The organism is Pirellulales bacterium (genome assembly GCA_036499395.1).
Lineage (GTDB): Bacteria > Planctomycetota > Planctomycetia > Pirellulales > JACPPG01 > JACPPG01.
This window is the reverse complement of the sequence record DASYDW010000100.1, coordinates 79,390-97,509: the sequence shown is the minus strand read 5'-3', so window position 1 is coordinate 97,509 and position 18,120 is coordinate 79,390. Positions and strand designations below refer to the sequence as shown.

Below are 18,120 nucleotides of genomic sequence, written 5' to 3'. Positions count from 1 at the left end.
CATTATGTTGTAGGCCGGTCGCGGGAAAGCATTCGAATCTGGACCACGTGGTCGCGGCACAACGGTGCTCGCGCGTGATGCACTTCTGGAAAAAGGCGGGGATTCGCATGGGCAAGTATGTCTTGGCGCTCGACCAGGGAACGACTTCGAGTCGCGCCATTATCTTTGGCCATGATGGGCGGATCGTCGCCAGCTCACAGGAAGAGTTCGAACAGATCCTGCCCAGGCCAGGCATCGTCGAGCATGATCCGGAAGCGATCTGGACCACGCAGCTCGACGTTGCCAAAGCTGCGATCGCTGCCGCACAGCTCGCCCCATCCGACATTGCCGCCATCGGTGTCACGAATCAGCGCGAGACGACGATTCTCTGGGAGCGTGCGACCGGCCGCGCGGTGGCCAATGCGATCGTCTGGCAAAGCCGCGTGTCGGCCGACATCTGTGATCGCCTCAAGGCTGACGGACTTGCCGAAACGATTCGCCGCAAGACCGGGCTGGTCGTCGACGCCTATTTTTCGGGCTCGAAGATCAAGTACTTACTCGACACCATTCCCGGCCTGCGCCGTGGGGCCGAGGCCGGCGAGATCCTCTTCGGCACTGTCGATTCGTACTTGATTTGGCGGCTAACCGGCGGACAGATCCACGCCACGGATGTCAGTAACGCGAGCCGCACGATGATCTTCAACATTCACACCCTCGATTGGGACGACGAGTTGCTAAAGCTCCTCGACATTCCGCGCAAAATGCTTCCCGAGGTGCGTGAATCATCCGAGGTTTACGGCGAAACCAGATCGGAACTCTTCGGCGCGCCGATCACGATTGCCGGTAACGCCGGCGACCAACAGGCAGCCACCTTCGGCCAGGCGTGCTTCTCTGTCGGAGCCGCGAAGAATACATATGGCACCGGTTGCTTCATGCTGCTCAACACGGGCGAGAAAGCGGTCGACTCCCAGCAGAATCTACTCACGACGATCGGCTGGAAAATCGGCGGCCGCGTGACCTACTGTCTCGAGGGTTCGGTGTTCGTCGCCGGCGCGGTCGTACAGTGGCTACGCGACGGTTTGGGCATAATCGAGTCCTCGGCCGACGTCGAAGCGCTCGCCCAATCGGTCCCTGACGCGGATGGGGTTTATTTTGTGCCCGCCTTCGTTGGATTAGGGGCGCCCTATTGGGACCCTTACGCGCGCGGCGCAATCCTTGGATTATCGCGCGGCACGAAGGCGGCGCACATTGCCCGCGCGGCCGTCGATTCGATGGCGTATCAGTCGCGCGACTTACTCGAGGCCATGCAGAAGGATGCCGGGATCGAGCTCAAGGAATTGAAGGTCGATGGCGGCGCCAGCGTCAACAACGCATTGATGCAATTTCAGGCCGACGTCTTGGGCGTCAAAGTACGCCGTCCCGTCGTCTCGGAAACAACCGCCCTTGGCGCCGCTTACTTGGCAGGCCTGGCCGTCGGCGTATGGCAAGACGCAGCCGATGTGACGCGCAATTGGGCGCTCGAAAAAGAGTTCGATCCCCATATCGACGGTGCAACACGGCATCGCCTTTTTACCGGTTGGCAAAAGGCCGTGGCCCGCGCGCGGGATTGGCACGACGATTAATCGACGCCCCGAGAGGTGCGTCCTGCATCGGCCGCTGACCGAGTCGATCCTAGTGGCGCGCTTGCACGGCCTCGGCGGCGTAGCGCTTCGGATTCTGCTGGAACATCTGCAGAGTCTGCTCGCTGGTGAACAGATACACGTGATCGGCGTACGAAACGCCATACATGCGGCTGCCCGGCAGATTCTGTCCTTGATCCAACGCCAGAACCGGATCATTGCCCGCCATCACCGGGCTGTAGCGGTCGGGATTCGCCTGAAACCGTTGCTGCTCTTCAGGTCCGGCAAATAAGTAGGTGCGACCGTGATGTTGCATTCCCCAGCGTAAGTCGCCTGGCACCCAAGCATGCCTCTCCGATAATGCGACCGGGCAAAAACCATCCAGACCCAACGGCGCATTGCCGGGCGGAAGTTGCGGTGGTGCAGTCGCCAGTTGCGCCGACGGCTTCGCGGCACCGCTTGGATTTCCCATCGTGGCACCGGGCGCCATCGCGCCAGGCTGAGCCGGCGGCGCAGTAGCTGCCGCGAGTTGAGGTCCCGCATAAGGATCCGCCGGAGGCGCCGCGCTCGGCGGCGGAGCCGTCTGCGCTTGCGAGGCCTGAGTGTACGGGTTGTTGTTCGGATCGATCGTGGGCGCTTTCGGCTGATTGAAATAATCCGCGTAACGACCGCCGCTGGTTGGATTCGAAGCAGCCCCTGCCGCTGGGCCAGAAGATTGAACCAGGCCCGCCGATTGAGCTTGTGCCCCTGCGGGGGACTGACCGCCGCGAGCCGCATTGGCCACACGCGTCAGTGATGTGGAATATTCCGTACTCGAGAGCGGGCTTTGTACACGTTCGATCAACTGCCCCTGCGGCGTGATCACGACGTCGGTCGGAATCGACTGCACGCCATACTGTCGGGCCGTGGCAGGAAACGAGTCGTAGTTGAGCTTCACGCCCACGTAGTTGGCCGTCAGATCGCTGCCGAAGCCCGGCTGACTGAAGACGTCGCGTTCCAGCTGCTGGCAGGGCTGGCACCAGGGCGCGCCAAAATGGATGACCACCAGGCGATTGGTGCGGGCGGCCGTTTGTTTGGCCGCCTCGAGATCGGACTCCCACGTAAAGCCACCCGGGGCCGCCAGGCAGCGCGATCCCAGTAACAAAACCACTAGAGCCGAACGCCAGCAGCGAACCGCAAGCATGGCCGGAATCCTTGTGTGCCGGAATGCCAGCCTCTGAACCGTGAGAGGCGGCGTGCCCTTATTTATCGGCAATTCGGTTCATCCGGATCGTAGAAAATAAAGTGATTGCCGCGAGCCGGCCGATTATTAGGATCAGTCCACGACTTGCCGAAAAAATCCGTTCCGCGGGAATGCTGCTCCGGGTCCGGTCAGGCGGCCGCGACCAACCGAGGAGCCACAGAAATCCCCCCCAGATCGCTTGACATAGCGGCACGTGTGGCTAAGATTGCCTTAGTTCAGGAAGCTATCTGAGATACAGGTGCTTCAAAACTCGCGAGCCGAGTGAATCGCGAGTCGCCCCCAGTGCGAGAGTGTGATCTCGGGGGGGAGCGAATTGGGCCTTACGATCGAGGCCGCTCAGTTTCCCAGTCTGGAAGACGGGCGCTTCTTCAGTTAGGCCATCCGTACACGAGTTCCTGGTGCTCGCTTTGCATGCGCTCGCTTAGAGCGTGACCGTGGCAAGAGATTCTGCACGGCAGCAGAGCGGTTCGCTGCGTTGGTTACACGATTTTCGTCCACTTGATTGTTGTCCTGGGGACGGGAATTGACTTCTGGGTAAAGGGTCGACGGGACCACATCCTGCCGGTCCATTCTGTGAGTTTGGTGCGGAACCAAACATGCCGCTTGAATTGCGCGCGCGTTTCTGAACGATTCGATCAGCTGCTGCGCGCAATACAGCGTTCCTTTCTTGGGTGAGACATGACGAAAAAGAAGCGCGGCCGTGGACGTGGGCGGCAAGGTGGGGGCGGTGGCGGTGGAGGAGGCGGGGGGGGCGGCGGCCACTTCCATAACAATGGGCATCGTGGCCGTGGCGGGCATCGCCCGCGACCAGTCAACGGCGAACGTCCCTATTACCCCGCGCCCGAGCAACCCGACAACGGCGAGCCCATTCCTCTGGAACCGGCCTCCGGCGTCCTGGAGTTGCACCCCAACGGCTATGGCTTCCTGCGCGACCCCAACAACAACTACCAGCGCGAACGGACCGACCCCTTCGTGCCGGGCACGATGATCGACAAGTACCGCCTGCGCGAAGGGGTACTCGTCAACGGCATGGTGCAGCACAGCCGCAAGCAAGAGGGCCCGCGGCTGAAAGAGATCATCGATATCGACGGCATGAAGCCCGAGGATTATCCCCTCGTCAAGAACTTCGACGGCCTCACACCAATCAATCCCGAATCGTGGCTACGTCTCGAGACCGGCGGTCAACCGTTGAGTCCGCGCGTGATGGACCTGCTGACCCCGCTCGGCAAGGGCCAACGAGCCCTGATCGTGGCTCCGCCGCGCACCGGCAAGACGATTCTTCTGCAGCAAATCAGCCAGGCTATCTCGGCCAATTACCCCGAGGTCAAGCTGTTCGTGCTGCTGGTCGACGAGCGGCCCGAAGAAGTCACCGACATGCGCCGCAGCGTGCAGGGCGAGGTCATCGCCAGCAGCTTGGATCGTGACGTCGAAAGTCACGTGCGGCTGTCACAATTGGTGGTCGAGCGGTGCAAGCGGTTGGTCGAAATGGGGCAAGACGTGTTCTTGCTGATGGATTCGATCACGCGCATGGCCCGCGCCTTCAATAAGTGGGTCGGCAATACCGGCCGTACCATGTCGGGCGGCGTCGACATCAAGGCTCTCGACATTCCCAAGAAGCTGTTCGCCACGGCCCGCGTATTCGAAGAAGGGGGCTCACTGACGATCGTTGCTACGGCCCTGGTCGATACGGGCAGCCGGATGGATGAACTGATCTTCCAAGAGTTCAAGGGGACCGGCAACATGGAATTGGTCCTCGATCGCAAGCTGGCCGATCGGCGCGTTTGGCCCGCGATCGACATCTCGCAATCGGGCACGCGGCGCGAAGAAAAGCTGCTCGAACCCGACACCTTGCACGCCGTCACCATGCTGCGTCGCACGCTGTCGAGCATGCATCATGTCGATGCGATGGAGCAGCTCACCAAGCAGTTGGGCAAGTTCAAGTCGAACAAAGACTTCATTGCACTGATTGCCGGTTCACGCGTTGCCGACTAACGCCAGGCCCACAGCACTGCTAGCACGGCGCGCGTCAATGTAGTATTCGCGGTGCTTTGGTTCGCGCCTATCTTGCGCGTTTTCGCGCTGCGCCCCTAAGCTTGGCTTTGCCGTTGTCCGCCGTCGAGTTGCCTGCTAAAAGCGGCCTCTGCGCATTCGCGCAATACGTCATTTCTCGGCTCGCGTGGCAGTCTCGGGTCAACTCCTTGCCTGAGAGTTAGATCTCCCGCGTTATGCAAATCGATTCCAGCAATGCGCCTTACGACTCATCGGGTAAGGCCGCCGATGGTTCGCAACTCGCACCTAAGAGGAAGCACTGCTGCGCGCATTTGGCGTCGAAGCTCGCCCTGTCACTAGCCGCGGTCGTTTTCGCACTGCTGGCCGCCGAAGGCGTGACGCGCCTTTTCTCGCACGTCGTGCCCCCTCTACTTTGCAACGACGCGAAGGTCGGCATGATTTATTGCCCCAACTTTGCCGGCTCGGTCTATATTCCCGAGTCGGATCGTGACGTCCTTTTGCGTTTCAATCACCACGGCATGCGCGGTCCGGATGTTCCGTACGAAAAGCGTCCCGGCGTGCGGCGCATCGCGGTCGTGGGGGACTCGATGATCGCGGCCGTCGCGACCGACGAAGACAAGACACTCGTATGCCGGCTTGCTGACCGGTTGAACGCCTCGCCGGCAGATGCACGATTCGAAGTGCTGAATTTCGGGATCTCGGCCTCGAGCACCGGACAGGAACTGGTGCTTTATCGAGAGCTGGTGCGCAAGTTCCAGCCCGATATCGTCATTTGCGCGTTCTGCGTGGCCAACGATTTCGGCGATAACTGCCAACGCCTGACCAGCAACCGTGGACGTATCTATTTCGATGTGAATGACGACGGCGAGCTCGTTCAAATTCCACTCGTGCCGGGCCGTGCGCAACTCAATTCATGGCTCAATCGTTACAGCCGCTTTTACGTCTGGCAGAAAGACGCCACGCAGCGAGCGATCAACATCGTCCGCGGACGAGCGCTCAGCCTGGCCACCCGCGCTGGCCATGACATTAGCTCCGTTGAATCGGGCGGGATCGGCATCTTCTGCACCGCGCCGGGCGAAAACCTGGCCCACGCCTGGAAAATCACCGAGACGCTCGTGCAGACAATGGCACAAGAAGTCCGTGCCGACGGCACCGATTTCTTGCTCGCCGTCATCCCGTTTGGCGTGCAGATCTACGACGATACCTGGCCCGAGATCGTCGCGGCCGCGGCAAGACAGTCGATGGAACAGCGCTTTCCCGATCAACGGCTCGCCGCGATCGCTCAGGCGGCTGACTTTCCATTGATCTTGATGACCGACCGATTTCGCGCCGCGGCGCCGCATCATTCTCAGGCCTTCGATGACGAGCTGCTGCACTATGGTGCCCTGGGCCATTTGAACGATCGCGGCAATGACCTGGCTGCCGAGGTCGTCTATCAGGCCTTAAAACTACGGCAGGCAACAATCGCGGCACAGCATATGCCCGGCCGCGAAAAGACGCGTCGCTGAGACCTCTGGGGATCTAGCGCCGCCGACTTCTGGCGAACGATCTCGCGCCCACGATCGGGCGGGGCGCTGCAAAACATCCGGTCGTCCATAATGTTTCGCGCCCGGACTGCGGTTATAGTGAACCGCTGTCCGTATTCCGGCCACTCTTCGTCACAGAATTTTGCCGTGCGCCGATTCATTCCACTGTCCGTTTTCTTAGCCCTGGTGAGCCTGGCAACGCTCACCCTAGCCAATGAACCGCAGGTCGCGCCGGATCGGCTGGTCGGCATGCTTGTCGACGTGCAGGGTAAACCGTTAGCCGGCGCCCGGCTTCTGCGCCAGAGCCTCAAAGGCGGAGCGTGGGACGCCACTTGCGAAACGGATGCGCAGGGGCGCTTCGAACTCCGCATGGGTGCCGGTGACCCGTTTCATGCGGGGAGTATGGAATCGGTGCAGGTCGAAACGACTTCCGGCATGCACTTCGAAACGAACTTTGTTATCGCTGAAAAACTCACCGAGGTACGCCTTCCGACGATCGTGAATCCTGGGCTCGCAGCACCGAGCAACATCGACACGGATGAGTTGGCGGGGCGGGTCGTCGACGAGCAGGGCACCCCGCTAGAAGGAGTTGCCGTACAGACCTGGGGCGAAAGCTCGCATAAAGCTATGACGAGCAAAGACGGAACGTTTCGCATCCAGCGACTGGAGCGAAATCGAACGGTTGCCGTCCGTTTCTTTAAAGCCGGTTATTCACCGGAAATGTTTGTCCATCAACCGACGGGTAAACCCGGTCTGGTAGTCGCGCTCGGCAAACGGACGTTTTTGACCGGCGTCGTACGCGACGCTGAGGGGGATATCGTCTCACACGCTCGGCTGAAAGCGATTCAAAGCGATAAGCATGCGGATCAAGGAATGGTTCCGGGTATGTCCACCCACACCGTGACAAATGAAACCGGTGAGTTTCACATGTTCCTACAGCCCGACGCCTACGACTTTCAGATCATCGCTGGCGAGCGCGGGATTGAAAGGCTTTCACAGCAGGCTATCCATGCCGGCGCCAACAAATTGGATTTCACGCTACGGCCGGGTATTGCCTTCCGCGCTGTCGTCGTTGACGCCCACAGCGGTGAGCCAATCCCGGACGTCCGCATCCGGTCCAGCGATCAAAAGGAACCGGTCGGGCGATCTAACGCGGATGGGTTGGTCATCATCCCCAATTTGCTGCCGGGCCATCTCGAGGTCGAAGTCCAGGCTCCTGGCTATGCACGCTGGTGGTCCGAGCAATGCACGAACGAATTAAGCCGACGCCACTTCGAAATCGAGAATCCGCGATGGCAACGCAACTTTAACTATCTGCATTTCAACGTTGTCGCGGCGATGCCGACCGCGAAGATCGAGCTCGAGCGGGCTGTCCGCGTTCGTGGTACCGTCATCGACCCTGAAGGAAATCCGGTAGAAGGCGCCACCGTCGCCCCCGCGTTAAGCGGCTCGGGCGGATCGATCAGTGGCGATACCCGTCTCACAGTTCGCACCGGACCCGAGGGTAGATTCGAGCTTTTCCTGCCGGCCAGCAATCAGGCGCAATACAACCTGATGGCGCATGACGGATCGTATGGTGAGCAACGCACTTGGGCCAACGGCGTGCTGCCGCCCGTCTCGACCAAGCCGGGGGCTGAACTCAACGACGTCCAATTACAGCTCACCCGACCAGGCACGATTCGTGGCAAGGTTGTTGATGAAAATGGCAAGCCGATTCCTTTGTGCAATATCGAAGCGCATGCGACCGACGGGCTGGAGAATCGCATGTTCGTGCCCACGACGACGGCGAGCGAGGATGGAACTTTTGAGCTAAAATGCGTCCGCGCCACGACGCAGAAGGTTCGCGCCCGCTGGCGCGCTGGCGAATGGTTTGACGAAGCGACTCCTGTGGAGGTTGCAGTCGTGGCCGGAGAAACGGCCGACGTCCAACTTACCGCGATTCCGCTGGCAGAACGTCCGGTGCGGGCCAAAGTTTTGGGGCAGTCGGGCACCTACATCGAGTTCAAAATGCCGAAGGAACTCGAGAGGCAGTTAAAGAAAAAGTGAGTGCCAGTTGCGACGCCTAAGCGACTCACTTCGCGGTGGCACGAAATGGCTGCTTTTCGGTGTACAACTGCAACCTTCGCCGGGCCTCGCTTGTCGCGTCGGCATCGTCGCCTTGCCGGTCGATGGCTTTCTGTTGGTATTTGACGGCCTGGTCGAAATCGCCGCATTCGGCATAGGCGGCGGCCAGCGTGGCCAGCTTATCGGCGACCGTCCAGCCGCTGAGTTCGCAAGCCGTTGTCGCAAGCCGCACCGCGGCGGCCCCGTCGCGATACTTCTCGTCGGGGCTGCTTGCACGCAGTAGAGCAAGACCGTCGTGCGCCGCCGAATCGTTGGGATCCAGTCGGATGGCCTCGTTGTAATCGTCGATCGCTTTTTGGTACTCATCCTGCGCGCGCCACGTGTCACCACGCTTGGCAAAAGCGATGTGGAAATTGGGATTCACGCCCAGGGCCCGGTCGTAATCGTCGATGGCTTTATGGTATTCTCCTTTCGCCTGCCACACAGCGCCGCGATTGGCGTAGCTATCCGCTGTAGGCACTAGTCGCAGCTTCTCGCTGAAATCGGCGATGGCCCGATCGAGTTGCCCCTGCTCTTGCCAGGCAACGGCCCGAAAGTTGTACGCCCAGGCGTTGTCCGACCGGCGCGCGATGAGACGGGTGTAGTACGCCACGGCCTCGTCGAGCGTCACGACCTGGCTGCTTTTGACCCATCCCTTTTTGTCATCCCCGACCCACAGCCAGGGGCCATTGACGCTTTGCACGACCAGCGGAAAGGTCAAAGATCGGAAATTGACCACGACGCCATTGGCCGAAATCTCGCAGCGTTCTTTGGGGAGCACGCGCCGCCCCAGCCAACTTTTTGCCGGCTGCGCGGCCGGGGCCGGAATGCCTACCGACAGGATGACGAGAATCGTTGCGCCGACGAATTGCCTACGATCCATTCCGATCGACTCCGCATTAGTTGACCAAAGCGCGTTGTCGTCAGCTTACCCGTCCCGGCCGGCGCAACCTAATGGACGAACATCGTTAGCGATCGCTAAGCACGGGAAGCCCCGAAAAAGCCCGTCGCAGCCTGCGATTCGGCGGAGCAGGGCATCGCAAAATCACTTCGAAGGGGGCGGTGTTTTTCGACTTTGGAATAAGCTAGAATTCTCCGTGCTCTGGGAGGGTAAGCGAATGGTTAGCGGCCACACTGGAAATGTGGTGCCCCGCAAGGGGTTGCGAGTTCGAATCTCGTGCCCTCCGCTCTTATCATGTCGCGTCCGGTAGTGAAATCGGACGTCGACGCGAAACGCATCGACTGCGACAACGAGACTTGTAACGCGGTCACGGCCTTCCAAGGCACGTTCGACGCATACCTTCGGCGAAGCTCTGCCGGCCGAAGCCGTCAGGTTTACAGCCGCGCCGGCGAATAAGCATTGCGGGGCATGTTAGCGGCTCCGCACTTCCCTACCGCCAAGGTCGGCCGCACTGGCCTTGGCGGATTTTTCTTGCGCCCACTTCGCCCTTGGCCGTAGCCCGACAATTCACGCATTTCAAGCGGCTCTGACCCGTGCGTTAGTGGTCCGAAGGGGCCCTCGCTTAACTCGGCCGCAGCCCCTCACCGGCCGGCTCAGAATCCGCTAATCGCGGTCACGACGCGGACCAGGAATGGCCTCGGCCCGGTCAGCTCCAGGCGGCGATTTCAGGCGTCCATTGGCGCGCGACCGGTCGCCTCAGACGACGCACGAGGCCGTCAGAGATTTGCCCCTGTAACATCCTGCCGGTTTCCTCGCTTGCTAGGGCGTGGACCTGTCAAAGACCCAATAGACCCTATAAGTGCAAGGAGAGCTGTCATGTTGATCAATCTTCGCAATGCGGTGCTGTCGCTGATCGTCGGATCGATGTTCGTAACCTCGGCCCAGGCAGGGCACTCTGGCGGAATGCCCCATTTCGGCGGTGGTGGTGGCGGGTTCTCCGCGGCCGCCAAGGGGCTCGGCAACTTCAAAGGGCCGGCTTCGAGTGGGCTCGGCTCGCCGCAGAAGATGGGACAGCGGTCCTCCGGTAGTGGCGCCCTTGGCAATTCGTTCAATCAGCTACGCCAGGGCCAGGGGAATATGTCGAAGGGTTTGGGCAACAACAATAATGTCTTCAGCCAGGTGAAGAACAGCACGTCGCAATCCGCGGGACACAGCCCCTTCCAGAACAGCCTGTCGACCAAGCTCGGCTCGGGCAACCCGTCGCAAGGGGGCTCGCAGTCACTTTTCAACAAGCTGAACGGGAACAACGGTGCGGCCAAACAGACGAGCTTATTTGGCAACAGCACGAATAAGCAGACCAGTGCGCTGGGTAGCACCAATCCCACGGGCAACTCGCATCAGTCGTTCATGGACAAGCTGAACCAAAAGCAGAAAGGCCAGAACCAATCGACGACAGCCAAGAATGGCAACACCAATCCCACGGGCACCAATGGTACGAACGCCTTAGGCAAGAACGGCACGACCGGCACCCAATTGGCGAACAACGGCTCCAAGAAGAACGCCCATGACCTGGGCATCGACACGACTCAAGCCACTGCCACGGGCACGCAGCTCCAAAATCAGGTCAACACCGGCATTCAACAAACACAGACCCAAGCCGGCGGCGTAGCAGGTAATCCGGCCCCTGCGGGTGGCACCGGCGGAGCGGCAGGTAACGCGAATCCCGTGGGCAACATCGGCGGAGTCGCCGGAAATCCTGGCAACGGCGGTGTGGCCGGCAACGCAGGTAACGCCGGAGTAGGGAACGCCGGGACCGGTGGCATCGCCGGAAACGGTGGAGCGGCCGGCAATGGTGGAACTGTTGGGAACGCGGGGAACGGCGGCGTTGGAGGCATTGCCGGCAACGGAAACGGTGGGATGAACGGTGGCTTCCCGGGCAACGGTGGTAACACCAACTTCAACAGCTTCGGTGGTGGCGGACTGCTGCCTACCGTCATCGGAGCGTTGGCCAGTGGCGGCGGCTTCGGTGGTGGATACGGCGGAGGATATGGCGGTGGCTACTCGGCTCCGGCCTACGTCGAATCGGCTCCGCAGTATGTCGAAGCCCCGGCCCCGCAGTACGTGCAAGCTCCCGTTTCGCAAACGATTCCGGCCGCGATCAACTCGCCGGTGGCCGCCAGCGGCACCCCGATGATCTCCTCGGTCGAACCGCTGCAAGGCTCTGACGGACAGATCCTGGTGCGAGGCGATGGCTTCGGCAGCGACGCTGGTCGCCTTGCTCTGGACGTGAACGGTGTACAACTCGGGCTGGAAGCGTCGGCCTGGACCCCCAACGCGATTATCGCCAAGGTACCCACGCTGAACGTCGCCGCCGACGCCGCGGTACACTTCACCGCGGTACGAACCGATGGGGCCAGCAGCCAACCCTTCGATCCTTCGGCCCCCACGGTCGTGGCCAGCCGATAACCGGCAGCGACCTGCGAGGCACCAAATTGAAAAGCCCGCGAGCAACCCTCGCGGGTTTTTTTATTGCGCCTAACCGCTGAGACAGGGACCGTTATTGAAGCGGTTGACGGCCAAACCTGCCTTCAGACAACGGTCTGTCGACGCCTCTAAGAACTCCGCAAAACTCCAACGCGACTTCGCCATCCGGCCAAGGAAAAATCGACCTCCAACCCCGACGGCGCCCGAGAAGATGACGGAGTTGCACAAAGTCTCTGCGATGAGCCCCATGGCAATTCCTGAGGTACTGATCGCCGTGCTGGCCATGGCGTCCGCGAAGGCAGCAGAGAAATCCTTGGACCCCTTATACCAGAGAAATCCGTTCACAACCGTGTGGAGAGAGCCAGCCGCGACAGCGCCACCCAACAGCTCGTAAAAAAAATGGCTTAACTGATCAGGACCAACATTGCTAATGCCTTCGGAAACTAATCCCGCAGCATCATGCGCGCTTATTGGGATCGTCTTGTCGTACAGCATATCGGATAGCCCGTCGTGGCCTGCAACAAGGCGCTGAACGTCATCCTTGATGTTCTCAGGCACAGCAAAATAGACGTGGCTCACGGTTTCTTGATCTACTCCTGCTAAGCCTCCGTCTAACACTCTTTGATGCACCTTAACCATGTGCCGTACAACTTTGTGCGGGTCAGCATATAGCTTGACCTGGACATAGTGATGCAATCCATCGGCCTGCTTCACAGCAACGTCCCAAGCTTCTTGGCTGCCCGACTCTGCCAGTATTGCCGCGCTGCCAACATGATGCTGGAACAGGTTTTCGCCGATTTGCCCTTTGATTTTGTTGACAAAGCCGACGACGTGCGGATCGTCGAATGCACGGAAGGCGCCGTCTCCATGGCAAGAGTGATCGAGCAGGATTTTGCGCATTGCTGAATAGGTGTCAGCCCTTTTACCCATCAGATTAACGAATGCCTGCTGCAGCTCTGGAGAGATTTGATCAAGTAGCGTTCCGCCGTAGACCGCATCTCCGACAATAACGGCTGCCCCCACGAATTGATCATGCTGCGACTGTAAGGTGCCTACTAGTTCGTCGAGTTCATCAAATTGCCATTGTCTTAAAACGTCGTCGATCCCCTTCGATTCCCCGGAGAACTGTGTCACGAATTGATCGATATTCATTTCAAGCATCGCCGGTTCGAGCTTCAAGTTTCGCGATTCGTTCCAACGCTTCGGCCAAGCGGGTCGCCAAAATGTCGTTATAGGCATCCTGCCTGCGAAGCCTTTCCTCGAGAAGCTCGAGCAGACGCTTACCCGTCACTTGGTCGAGCTTGTCTACGACCGCTCCGGCCGTACTCACAAAAGCCTGCTTCGCGCCGCGCTGTTCAAGCTCACCGTCGATAAAGTTTACGGCTGATTCAAGTTTCGAGTCTTCGTAAACTTGCCTGCCGGATTCGAGGGCACCGCGCGCTGTCTCAATAGTGACTCCATATGTTTGTGTCCCTACCGCGACAGCCTTTGCGATAACTGGTGTCCCAATTTGCGCAGCTTTGGCGGCGGCCAATGTGCCGGCATTCGTGACTTGGGAAGAGACGCCGGAGAATCGCTCCTTCGCTTTTGCCCAAATCGATTCCGAAGATGCAGTTTGAGTGTCGAGTCTTTCCTGCTCGACAGCGTCGCGACCTGCGCCGCCATGAACTGGTGGAGTGCTGCTGCTTGGATTGAAGTTGACGTCGCTTTGCGGTTCGGAAGACATGACATTTCTCCAAGAACAGAATGTCCGCAGGCTGCCCGATCCAAGTAAAGGGATCCACTCCCGTCCTTAGGCCGCTACCGATGATCGAACCTGCACCCCGCAGACGTCGGACGCGCGTGCATTGGCTCCAAGGTACTTGACGAAATCGAGTCATGCACCCGTTGCGATTGCGCCCGGAGTACAAAGGCGAGCCCACCCGAGACAATTGGATTCCGCAGTCTCCACCCCCCGACCCGAGATAATTTGGCTAAATTGCGCGACTTTTACCGGGACCAGCGGGTGTCACTGTTGAAGCTGTGCCGGTTCTATGGGGACTTCTCATGGGGCCAAACAGGTCGGTCGATTTCTAGTTCTGATACCCGATCGGTGGCGGTACTGGCTGGTACCACGCACTTCGGAAGTCCGGCAAAATCCATCCAAGAGAAACGGCCCCGCCCGTGAGCATCGCAAGGCAATTCATTCACCGGAACGTTCGCCGGCTATCACTCGCCATCGTCGCAACCGCCTGGTTGTTCGGTCATGGCGAGGCGGCCTGGAGCCAGCAGCCGCGCCGCGCGATTATCGCCGCAGCCAACGAGGGTGAAACCGTTTCGCCGGACCTGCTGGGCACTCCATCTCCCAGCCCCTTGCCGAACGGCCCCGCTGCCGACGCGCTGACCGGACCGATTTACGAAGGAAACTCCCGCGAGGAGTTCGCCAACTTGCCAGTTGGGCCGGGCGTGGTCGAGGGAATGTGCCCGATGCCTTCGCCGTGGCGCTGCGGTGTGCATTGCGGCAACGGCGGCGCATGCAACAACCAAACGTGGCAGGACGTCAGGCCAATTCCCTGGCAGGTCTTCGCACAAGGCGAATACATCGGCCCGGCGCGCATGCGCCACGTACCGGAATATCGGCTGCGCGTGGGCGATCGTTTGTCGCTGGTCTTCCGCCTGACGACCATCCCCAGTACCACAGCCTATCAACTGACCGTCGGCGATGAGGTGCATGTCGAATCGATAACGAGCAGTGACGTCGAACGTACCGTCATCATTCAGCCTGACGGCACTGTTACGCTACGTCTGTTGGGCCAGGTTCGCGTGGCTGGCCGAACCGTCGACGAGGTTCGTCAGGATCTCGACCAGCGCTACAAGAAATACATTCAGGACCCATCGATCACGATCACGCCGGTCAAGTTCAATACACGACTGGAAGAGCTACGATCCACGGTCGATGCTCGTCAGGGGCAAGGCGGTCAGCAGCGCGAAGCACGCGTCACGCCGGATGGCACGATCCAACTGCCGGGCCTCGGTTCGATACCGACGCAGGGGTTGACCCTCAACGAGTTGAAGCGAGAAATCGACGTCCGCTATACGCAGCTCGTGCAAGGATTCGAAGTCACGCCGATATTGCTCGAACGCGCGCCGCGTTACGTGTTCGTCGTTGGCGAAGTGAAGCTGCCCGGCCGTTATGAACTGACCGGCCCCACGACGCTCATGCAGTCGATCGCCCTGGCCGGCGGGTGGAACGTCGGCGGCAATGTGAATCACGTTGTCGTGTTCCGTCGCGACGAGTGCTGGAACCTGATGGCCACGCAGTTGACCGTGTGCAAGGCACTCTTCGGTCACTCCCCTTGCCCCGCCGACGAAATCTGGCTGCGTGATTCAGACGTCGTGGTTGTGCCGAAGCGCGCCATCTTGGTCGTCGACGACGCAATCAGCCTGATCTTCACGCGCGGCCTGTACGGGGTGGTGCCGTTCAACTTCACGGTGTTTCAAGGGTTGAGCACCTCGACACCGGTCGGGAACTAGCCGCCCGCGAATTGCTAACCAGCCAATTCGCGCCGCTGCTCTTAACGGCGATTGACGTCCCACCAGTGTACCTGCTCGGCCAGGTGCCTGGTTTCCGGTTCATCGTGTAGCACACCGTAGTACCACAGGGCTTCGGCCACCTCGCGGTAGTTCACTTTCTTCGGCTCGCCCGAACCGGCCAGTTCCTTGCCTGTTCCGGTGCGAGTGTTTCCTTCGATCTCGATTTCCCCGGTGGGCTTGATGCGCGTGCGTTGCCATTTCATGGCTTGCGCGATCGCGGCATCTAGCTCGGCGTTGGGCAGATGCAAAGTCAGGTGTTGCCCCATCAGAATCACCACGGCGTTGTAGCTCGAATCGCGTCCGCCGCGCTCGATAAAGACCCCCTCGGCGTCGCGCCGCTCCAGGGCAACCTTGACCAGTTGACGAGACATCTCCTTCAACTGGTTATCGTCGAGCACGATGCCGCACAGCCCGAATGCCTTGGCCGCGATCACCAACCGATTGGCCGTGTGACCAACCTTGGGAAGGATCGTCGGATATCCCTTTTGGATGAAGGTACACGCGCGGCGCATGGCCGGCATTAGATCAGCGACTCGCTTATGGAACTTTGCCTCGAGGGGCGAGTCCTGCAGCATGAGTATCGCTCGGCCCAACTCCTGCAGAAAGAAGTAGACGTTTTCGACGCGGATCGCGTAGACCGTAATCGGTAGGTCCGCCGGCTTGCCGCCGCCGGCAAAGCCGCCATCCTCGACCTGCGTGGCGAACGTGGCCATGATCGACTTCCAGGCGTCGTCGGCGCGCTCTTCGTCCCCCAGCGCCACGGCCGCCGTCAGGTAGCGGCAGCCCCCGCGTCCCATGACAATCGTTCCGGTTTTCGGGGGCATCATCTGCGCCAGCATCTCGCGCGGCATCTGGCGCAAGATTTCATACTCGGTGCGAGCTGGTTCCTCGCCTCCCGCCGCCACTGTGGCGGCAAGGGACGCGACAAAGCACGCGATCAAATACGGCCAGGATCGTCGGACTCTTCTCATCATCGCTTCTCGACAGGGGGTTAAGTGGTCCGTTCCGGCGACGAAAGCCCCTCCGAACGATTTAAAATCTGCGGAGCTTCAGAAACCTCGCGCCCCTTCGCCGCTGCGGACATTATGCGGCAAGGGAATCTTCGTCGCTATCAAAGAAGATTGGTCCGTCGGGTGCAACTTCTGGATCCCGCCTTGCTTCAAAATGGTGGAGATATGCCCGCCGGCTCGATATGCTGTGAGATTGCGGACCGGCCCCTGGCCGGCCGCCCCACGCCCCCACGTATCAATCGACCGAGATGACTAGGAGAGCACGCGTGTCGAAAAAGGCATCCACGTCCAATCGCCGTCGTTTCTTGAAGACCGCTCTGTCGACCGGCGCCGCCCTGATCGCGGCGCCGCAGATCATTCCCAGCTCAGCCCTGGGCCGGGATGGCGCCGTGGCTCCGAGCGAGCGCATCGTCGTGGGCGGCATCGGCATCGGCAACCGCGGCACCTATGACCTGGGCTGTTTTCTGGAACAGAAGGACGTTCAGTTCGTGGCCGTCTGCGACGTGAAGGCCGCGCGCCGCAACGCCGTGAAGAAAATCGCCGACGACAAGTACGGCAATCAGGACTGCGGCATGTACCGCGACTTTCGCGAGTTGCTGGATCGCAACGACATCGACGCCGTGCTGATCGCCACTGGTCCGAACTGGCACGCCACGGCCGCTATGTACGCCGCCAAGGCCGGCAAAGACATGTACTGCGAGAAGCCGTGTACGAAGAACATCGAACAGAGCTTGATCCTGAAAGACACGATGCGCCGCACCGGCCGTGTCTTTCAAGCGGGCACGCAACGCCGCAACCTGCCCCATTTCGCTTTCGCTTGCGAATTGGCCCGCACCGGTAAGCTCGGCAAGCTCACCAAGGTCTACGCTCATCCGGCCGGCATGAAGGCCATGGTCAGCGGCTGGCTTCCCGCCGAACAAGAGCCTGCCAAGGAGGTCGTCGACTGGAACATGTATCTAGGCCCCGCAGCGTGGCGCCCCTTCAATGAGAAACTGCTCGACGGTTTCAATTTCGAAAAGGGGGGCGGGCTGGTCGGCGGCGGCGTGCTCGAATGGGGCTCGCACTGTGTTGACCTTTGCCAATGGGCTGTCGGCGACGACAAGGTCCCCGTCGAATACAACCCGCCGCGTGATGGACAACTCGTCGCGCGCTACGCCGACGGTGTTGAATTGATCTTCCGCGAGACGGGCTGGATCCCACTGGGTTCGTGCCCGGTTCGTTTCGAAGGAGAAACCGGTTGGGTCGAGACCGGCGACAGCGGCAAGATGGTGCTCAGCTCGCCGGAGTTGCTCGGTGGCCGCAAGGTGGCGGAAATCGACGGCTACCCCGCGACTTTCCACGTTCGCGATTTCCTTGATTGCGTGAAGACTCGCAGTATGCCGAAGGGAAATGCCGATGCGGCCTGCGCGGCACACATCGCCTGCCACGCGTCGAACATCGCTTTGGCGCTGGACCGCAAGATCACGTTCGACCCGCAGAAAAACCAATTCGTCGGTGACGAACAGGCGAATCGCCTGCGTTCCGAGGCACTGCGTGAACCGTGGCGCCTGTAAAGCTCGCACTATGGTTTAGATGCAACAGGCAACGGTTCAATTCCTGCGTGCTACGGACAAGGCGACTCTTTCAGTCCACGAAAGAAATTTCAGCTCACACGCCCCCACGATATATCAGG

12 protein-coding genes and 1 tRNA gene are annotated in these 18,120 nt (G+C 60.3%); 8 read left to right on the top strand and 5 right to left on the bottom strand.

Going from position 1 to position 18,120, the window contains the following annotated elements:
* Nucleotides 1–107 precede the first annotated feature (107 nt).
* The gene (gene glpK, locus VGN12_18540) at nucleotides 108–1,601 is read left to right on the top strand and encodes a glycerol kinase GlpK (protein ID HEY4311453.1); all 1,494 of its coding nucleotides are present in this window, start codon (nucleotides 108–110) and stop codon (nucleotides 1,599–1,601) included.
* Between the two features lie 49 nt (nucleotides 1,602–1,650).
* Here glpK and VGN12_18535 read toward each other — a convergent pair whose 3' ends face one another.
* Nucleotides 1,651–2,781 (bottom strand): thioredoxin family protein, encoded by a 1,131-nt coding sequence (locus VGN12_18535; GenBank protein ID HEY4311452.1) that lies wholly within the window; start codon nucleotides 2,779–2,781, stop codon nucleotides 1,651–1,653.
* A gap of 738 nt (nucleotides 2,782–3,519) precedes the next feature.
* On the opposite strand from VGN12_18535, the gene rho reads away from it, so the two are divergent.
* The 3 genes from rho to VGN12_18520 all read left to right on the top strand — a co-directional run bounded on the left by rho (nucleotide 3,520) and on the right by VGN12_18520 (nucleotide 8,423).
* Nucleotides 3,520–4,833, top strand: coding sequence for a transcription termination factor Rho (rho, locus tag VGN12_18530; GenBank protein HEY4311451.1), 1,314 nt, complete (start codon nucleotides 3,520–3,522; stop codon nucleotides 4,831–4,833).
* 233 nt (nucleotides 4,834–5,066) lie between these two features.
* Nucleotides 5,067–6,359 (top strand): SGNH/GDSL hydrolase family protein, encoded by a 1,293-nt coding sequence (locus VGN12_18525; GenBank protein ID HEY4311450.1) that lies wholly within the window; start codon nucleotides 5,067–5,069, stop codon nucleotides 6,357–6,359.
* Between the two features lie 165 nt (nucleotides 6,360–6,524).
* Complete coding sequence (locus tag VGN12_18520; GenBank protein HEY4311449.1) at nucleotides 6,525–8,423, top strand: carboxypeptidase-like regulatory domain-containing protein; 1,899 nt, start codon at nucleotides 6,525–6,527, stop codon at nucleotides 8,421–8,423.
* A 25-nt stretch (nucleotides 8,424–8,448) separates the two neighbouring features.
* Here VGN12_18520 and VGN12_18515 read toward each other — a convergent pair whose 3' ends face one another.
* Nucleotides 8,449–9,363 (bottom strand): tetratricopeptide repeat protein, encoded by a 915-nt coding sequence (locus VGN12_18515; protein ID HEY4311448.1) that lies wholly within the window; start codon nucleotides 9,361–9,363, stop codon nucleotides 8,449–8,451.
* 222 nt (nucleotides 9,364–9,585) lie between these two features.
* On the opposite strand from VGN12_18515, the gene VGN12_18510 reads away from it, so the two are divergent.
* Both VGN12_18510 and VGN12_18505 read left to right on the top strand, forming a co-directional pair.
* A tRNA-Ser gene (locus VGN12_18510) sits at nucleotides 9,586–9,667 on the top strand.
* Nucleotides 9,668–10,257: 590 nt separating this feature from the next.
* A complete protein-coding gene (locus VGN12_18505) occupies nucleotides 10,258–11,847 on the top strand; it encodes a hypothetical protein (protein ID HEY4311447.1) in 1,590 nt (529 codons plus the stop codon).
* Nucleotides 11,848–11,916: 69 nt separating this feature from the next.
* Here VGN12_18505 and VGN12_18500 read toward each other — a convergent pair whose 3' ends face one another.
* On the bottom strand, nucleotides 11,917–13,044 hold the full coding sequence (locus tag VGN12_18500) for a hypothetical protein (protein HEY4311446.1): 1,128 nt from the start codon (nucleotides 13,042–13,044) through the stop codon (nucleotides 11,917–11,919).
* Complete coding sequence (locus VGN12_18495) at nucleotides 13,019–13,591, bottom strand: hypothetical protein (protein HEY4311445.1); 573 nt, start codon at nucleotides 13,589–13,591, stop codon at nucleotides 13,019–13,021. The genes VGN12_18500 and VGN12_18495 overlap by 26 nt, the downstream gene beginning before the upstream one ends.
* 437 nt (nucleotides 13,592–14,028) lie before the next feature.
* Here VGN12_18495 and VGN12_18490 point away from each other — a divergent pair, with 437 nt between their 5' ends.
* Complete coding sequence (locus tag VGN12_18490; GenBank protein ID HEY4311444.1) at nucleotides 14,029–15,378, top strand: polysaccharide biosynthesis/export family protein; 1,350 nt, start codon at nucleotides 14,029–14,031, stop codon at nucleotides 15,376–15,378.
* Nucleotides 15,379–15,419: 41 nt separating this feature from the next.
* Here VGN12_18490 and VGN12_18485 read toward each other — a convergent pair whose 3' ends face one another.
* On the bottom strand, nucleotides 15,420–16,412 hold the full coding sequence (locus VGN12_18485) for a hypothetical protein (GenBank protein ID HEY4311443.1): 993 nt from the start codon (nucleotides 16,410–16,412) through the stop codon (nucleotides 15,420–15,422).
* A 302-nt stretch (nucleotides 16,413–16,714) separates the two neighbouring features.
* Here VGN12_18485 and VGN12_18480 point away from each other — a divergent pair, with 302 nt between their 5' ends.
* Nucleotides 16,715–18,001, top strand: coding sequence for a Gfo/Idh/MocA family oxidoreductase (locus VGN12_18480; protein ID HEY4311442.1), 1,287 nt, complete (start codon nucleotides 16,715–16,717; stop codon nucleotides 17,999–18,001).
* The last annotated feature ends 119 nt before the right edge of the window (nucleotides 18,002–18,120 follow it).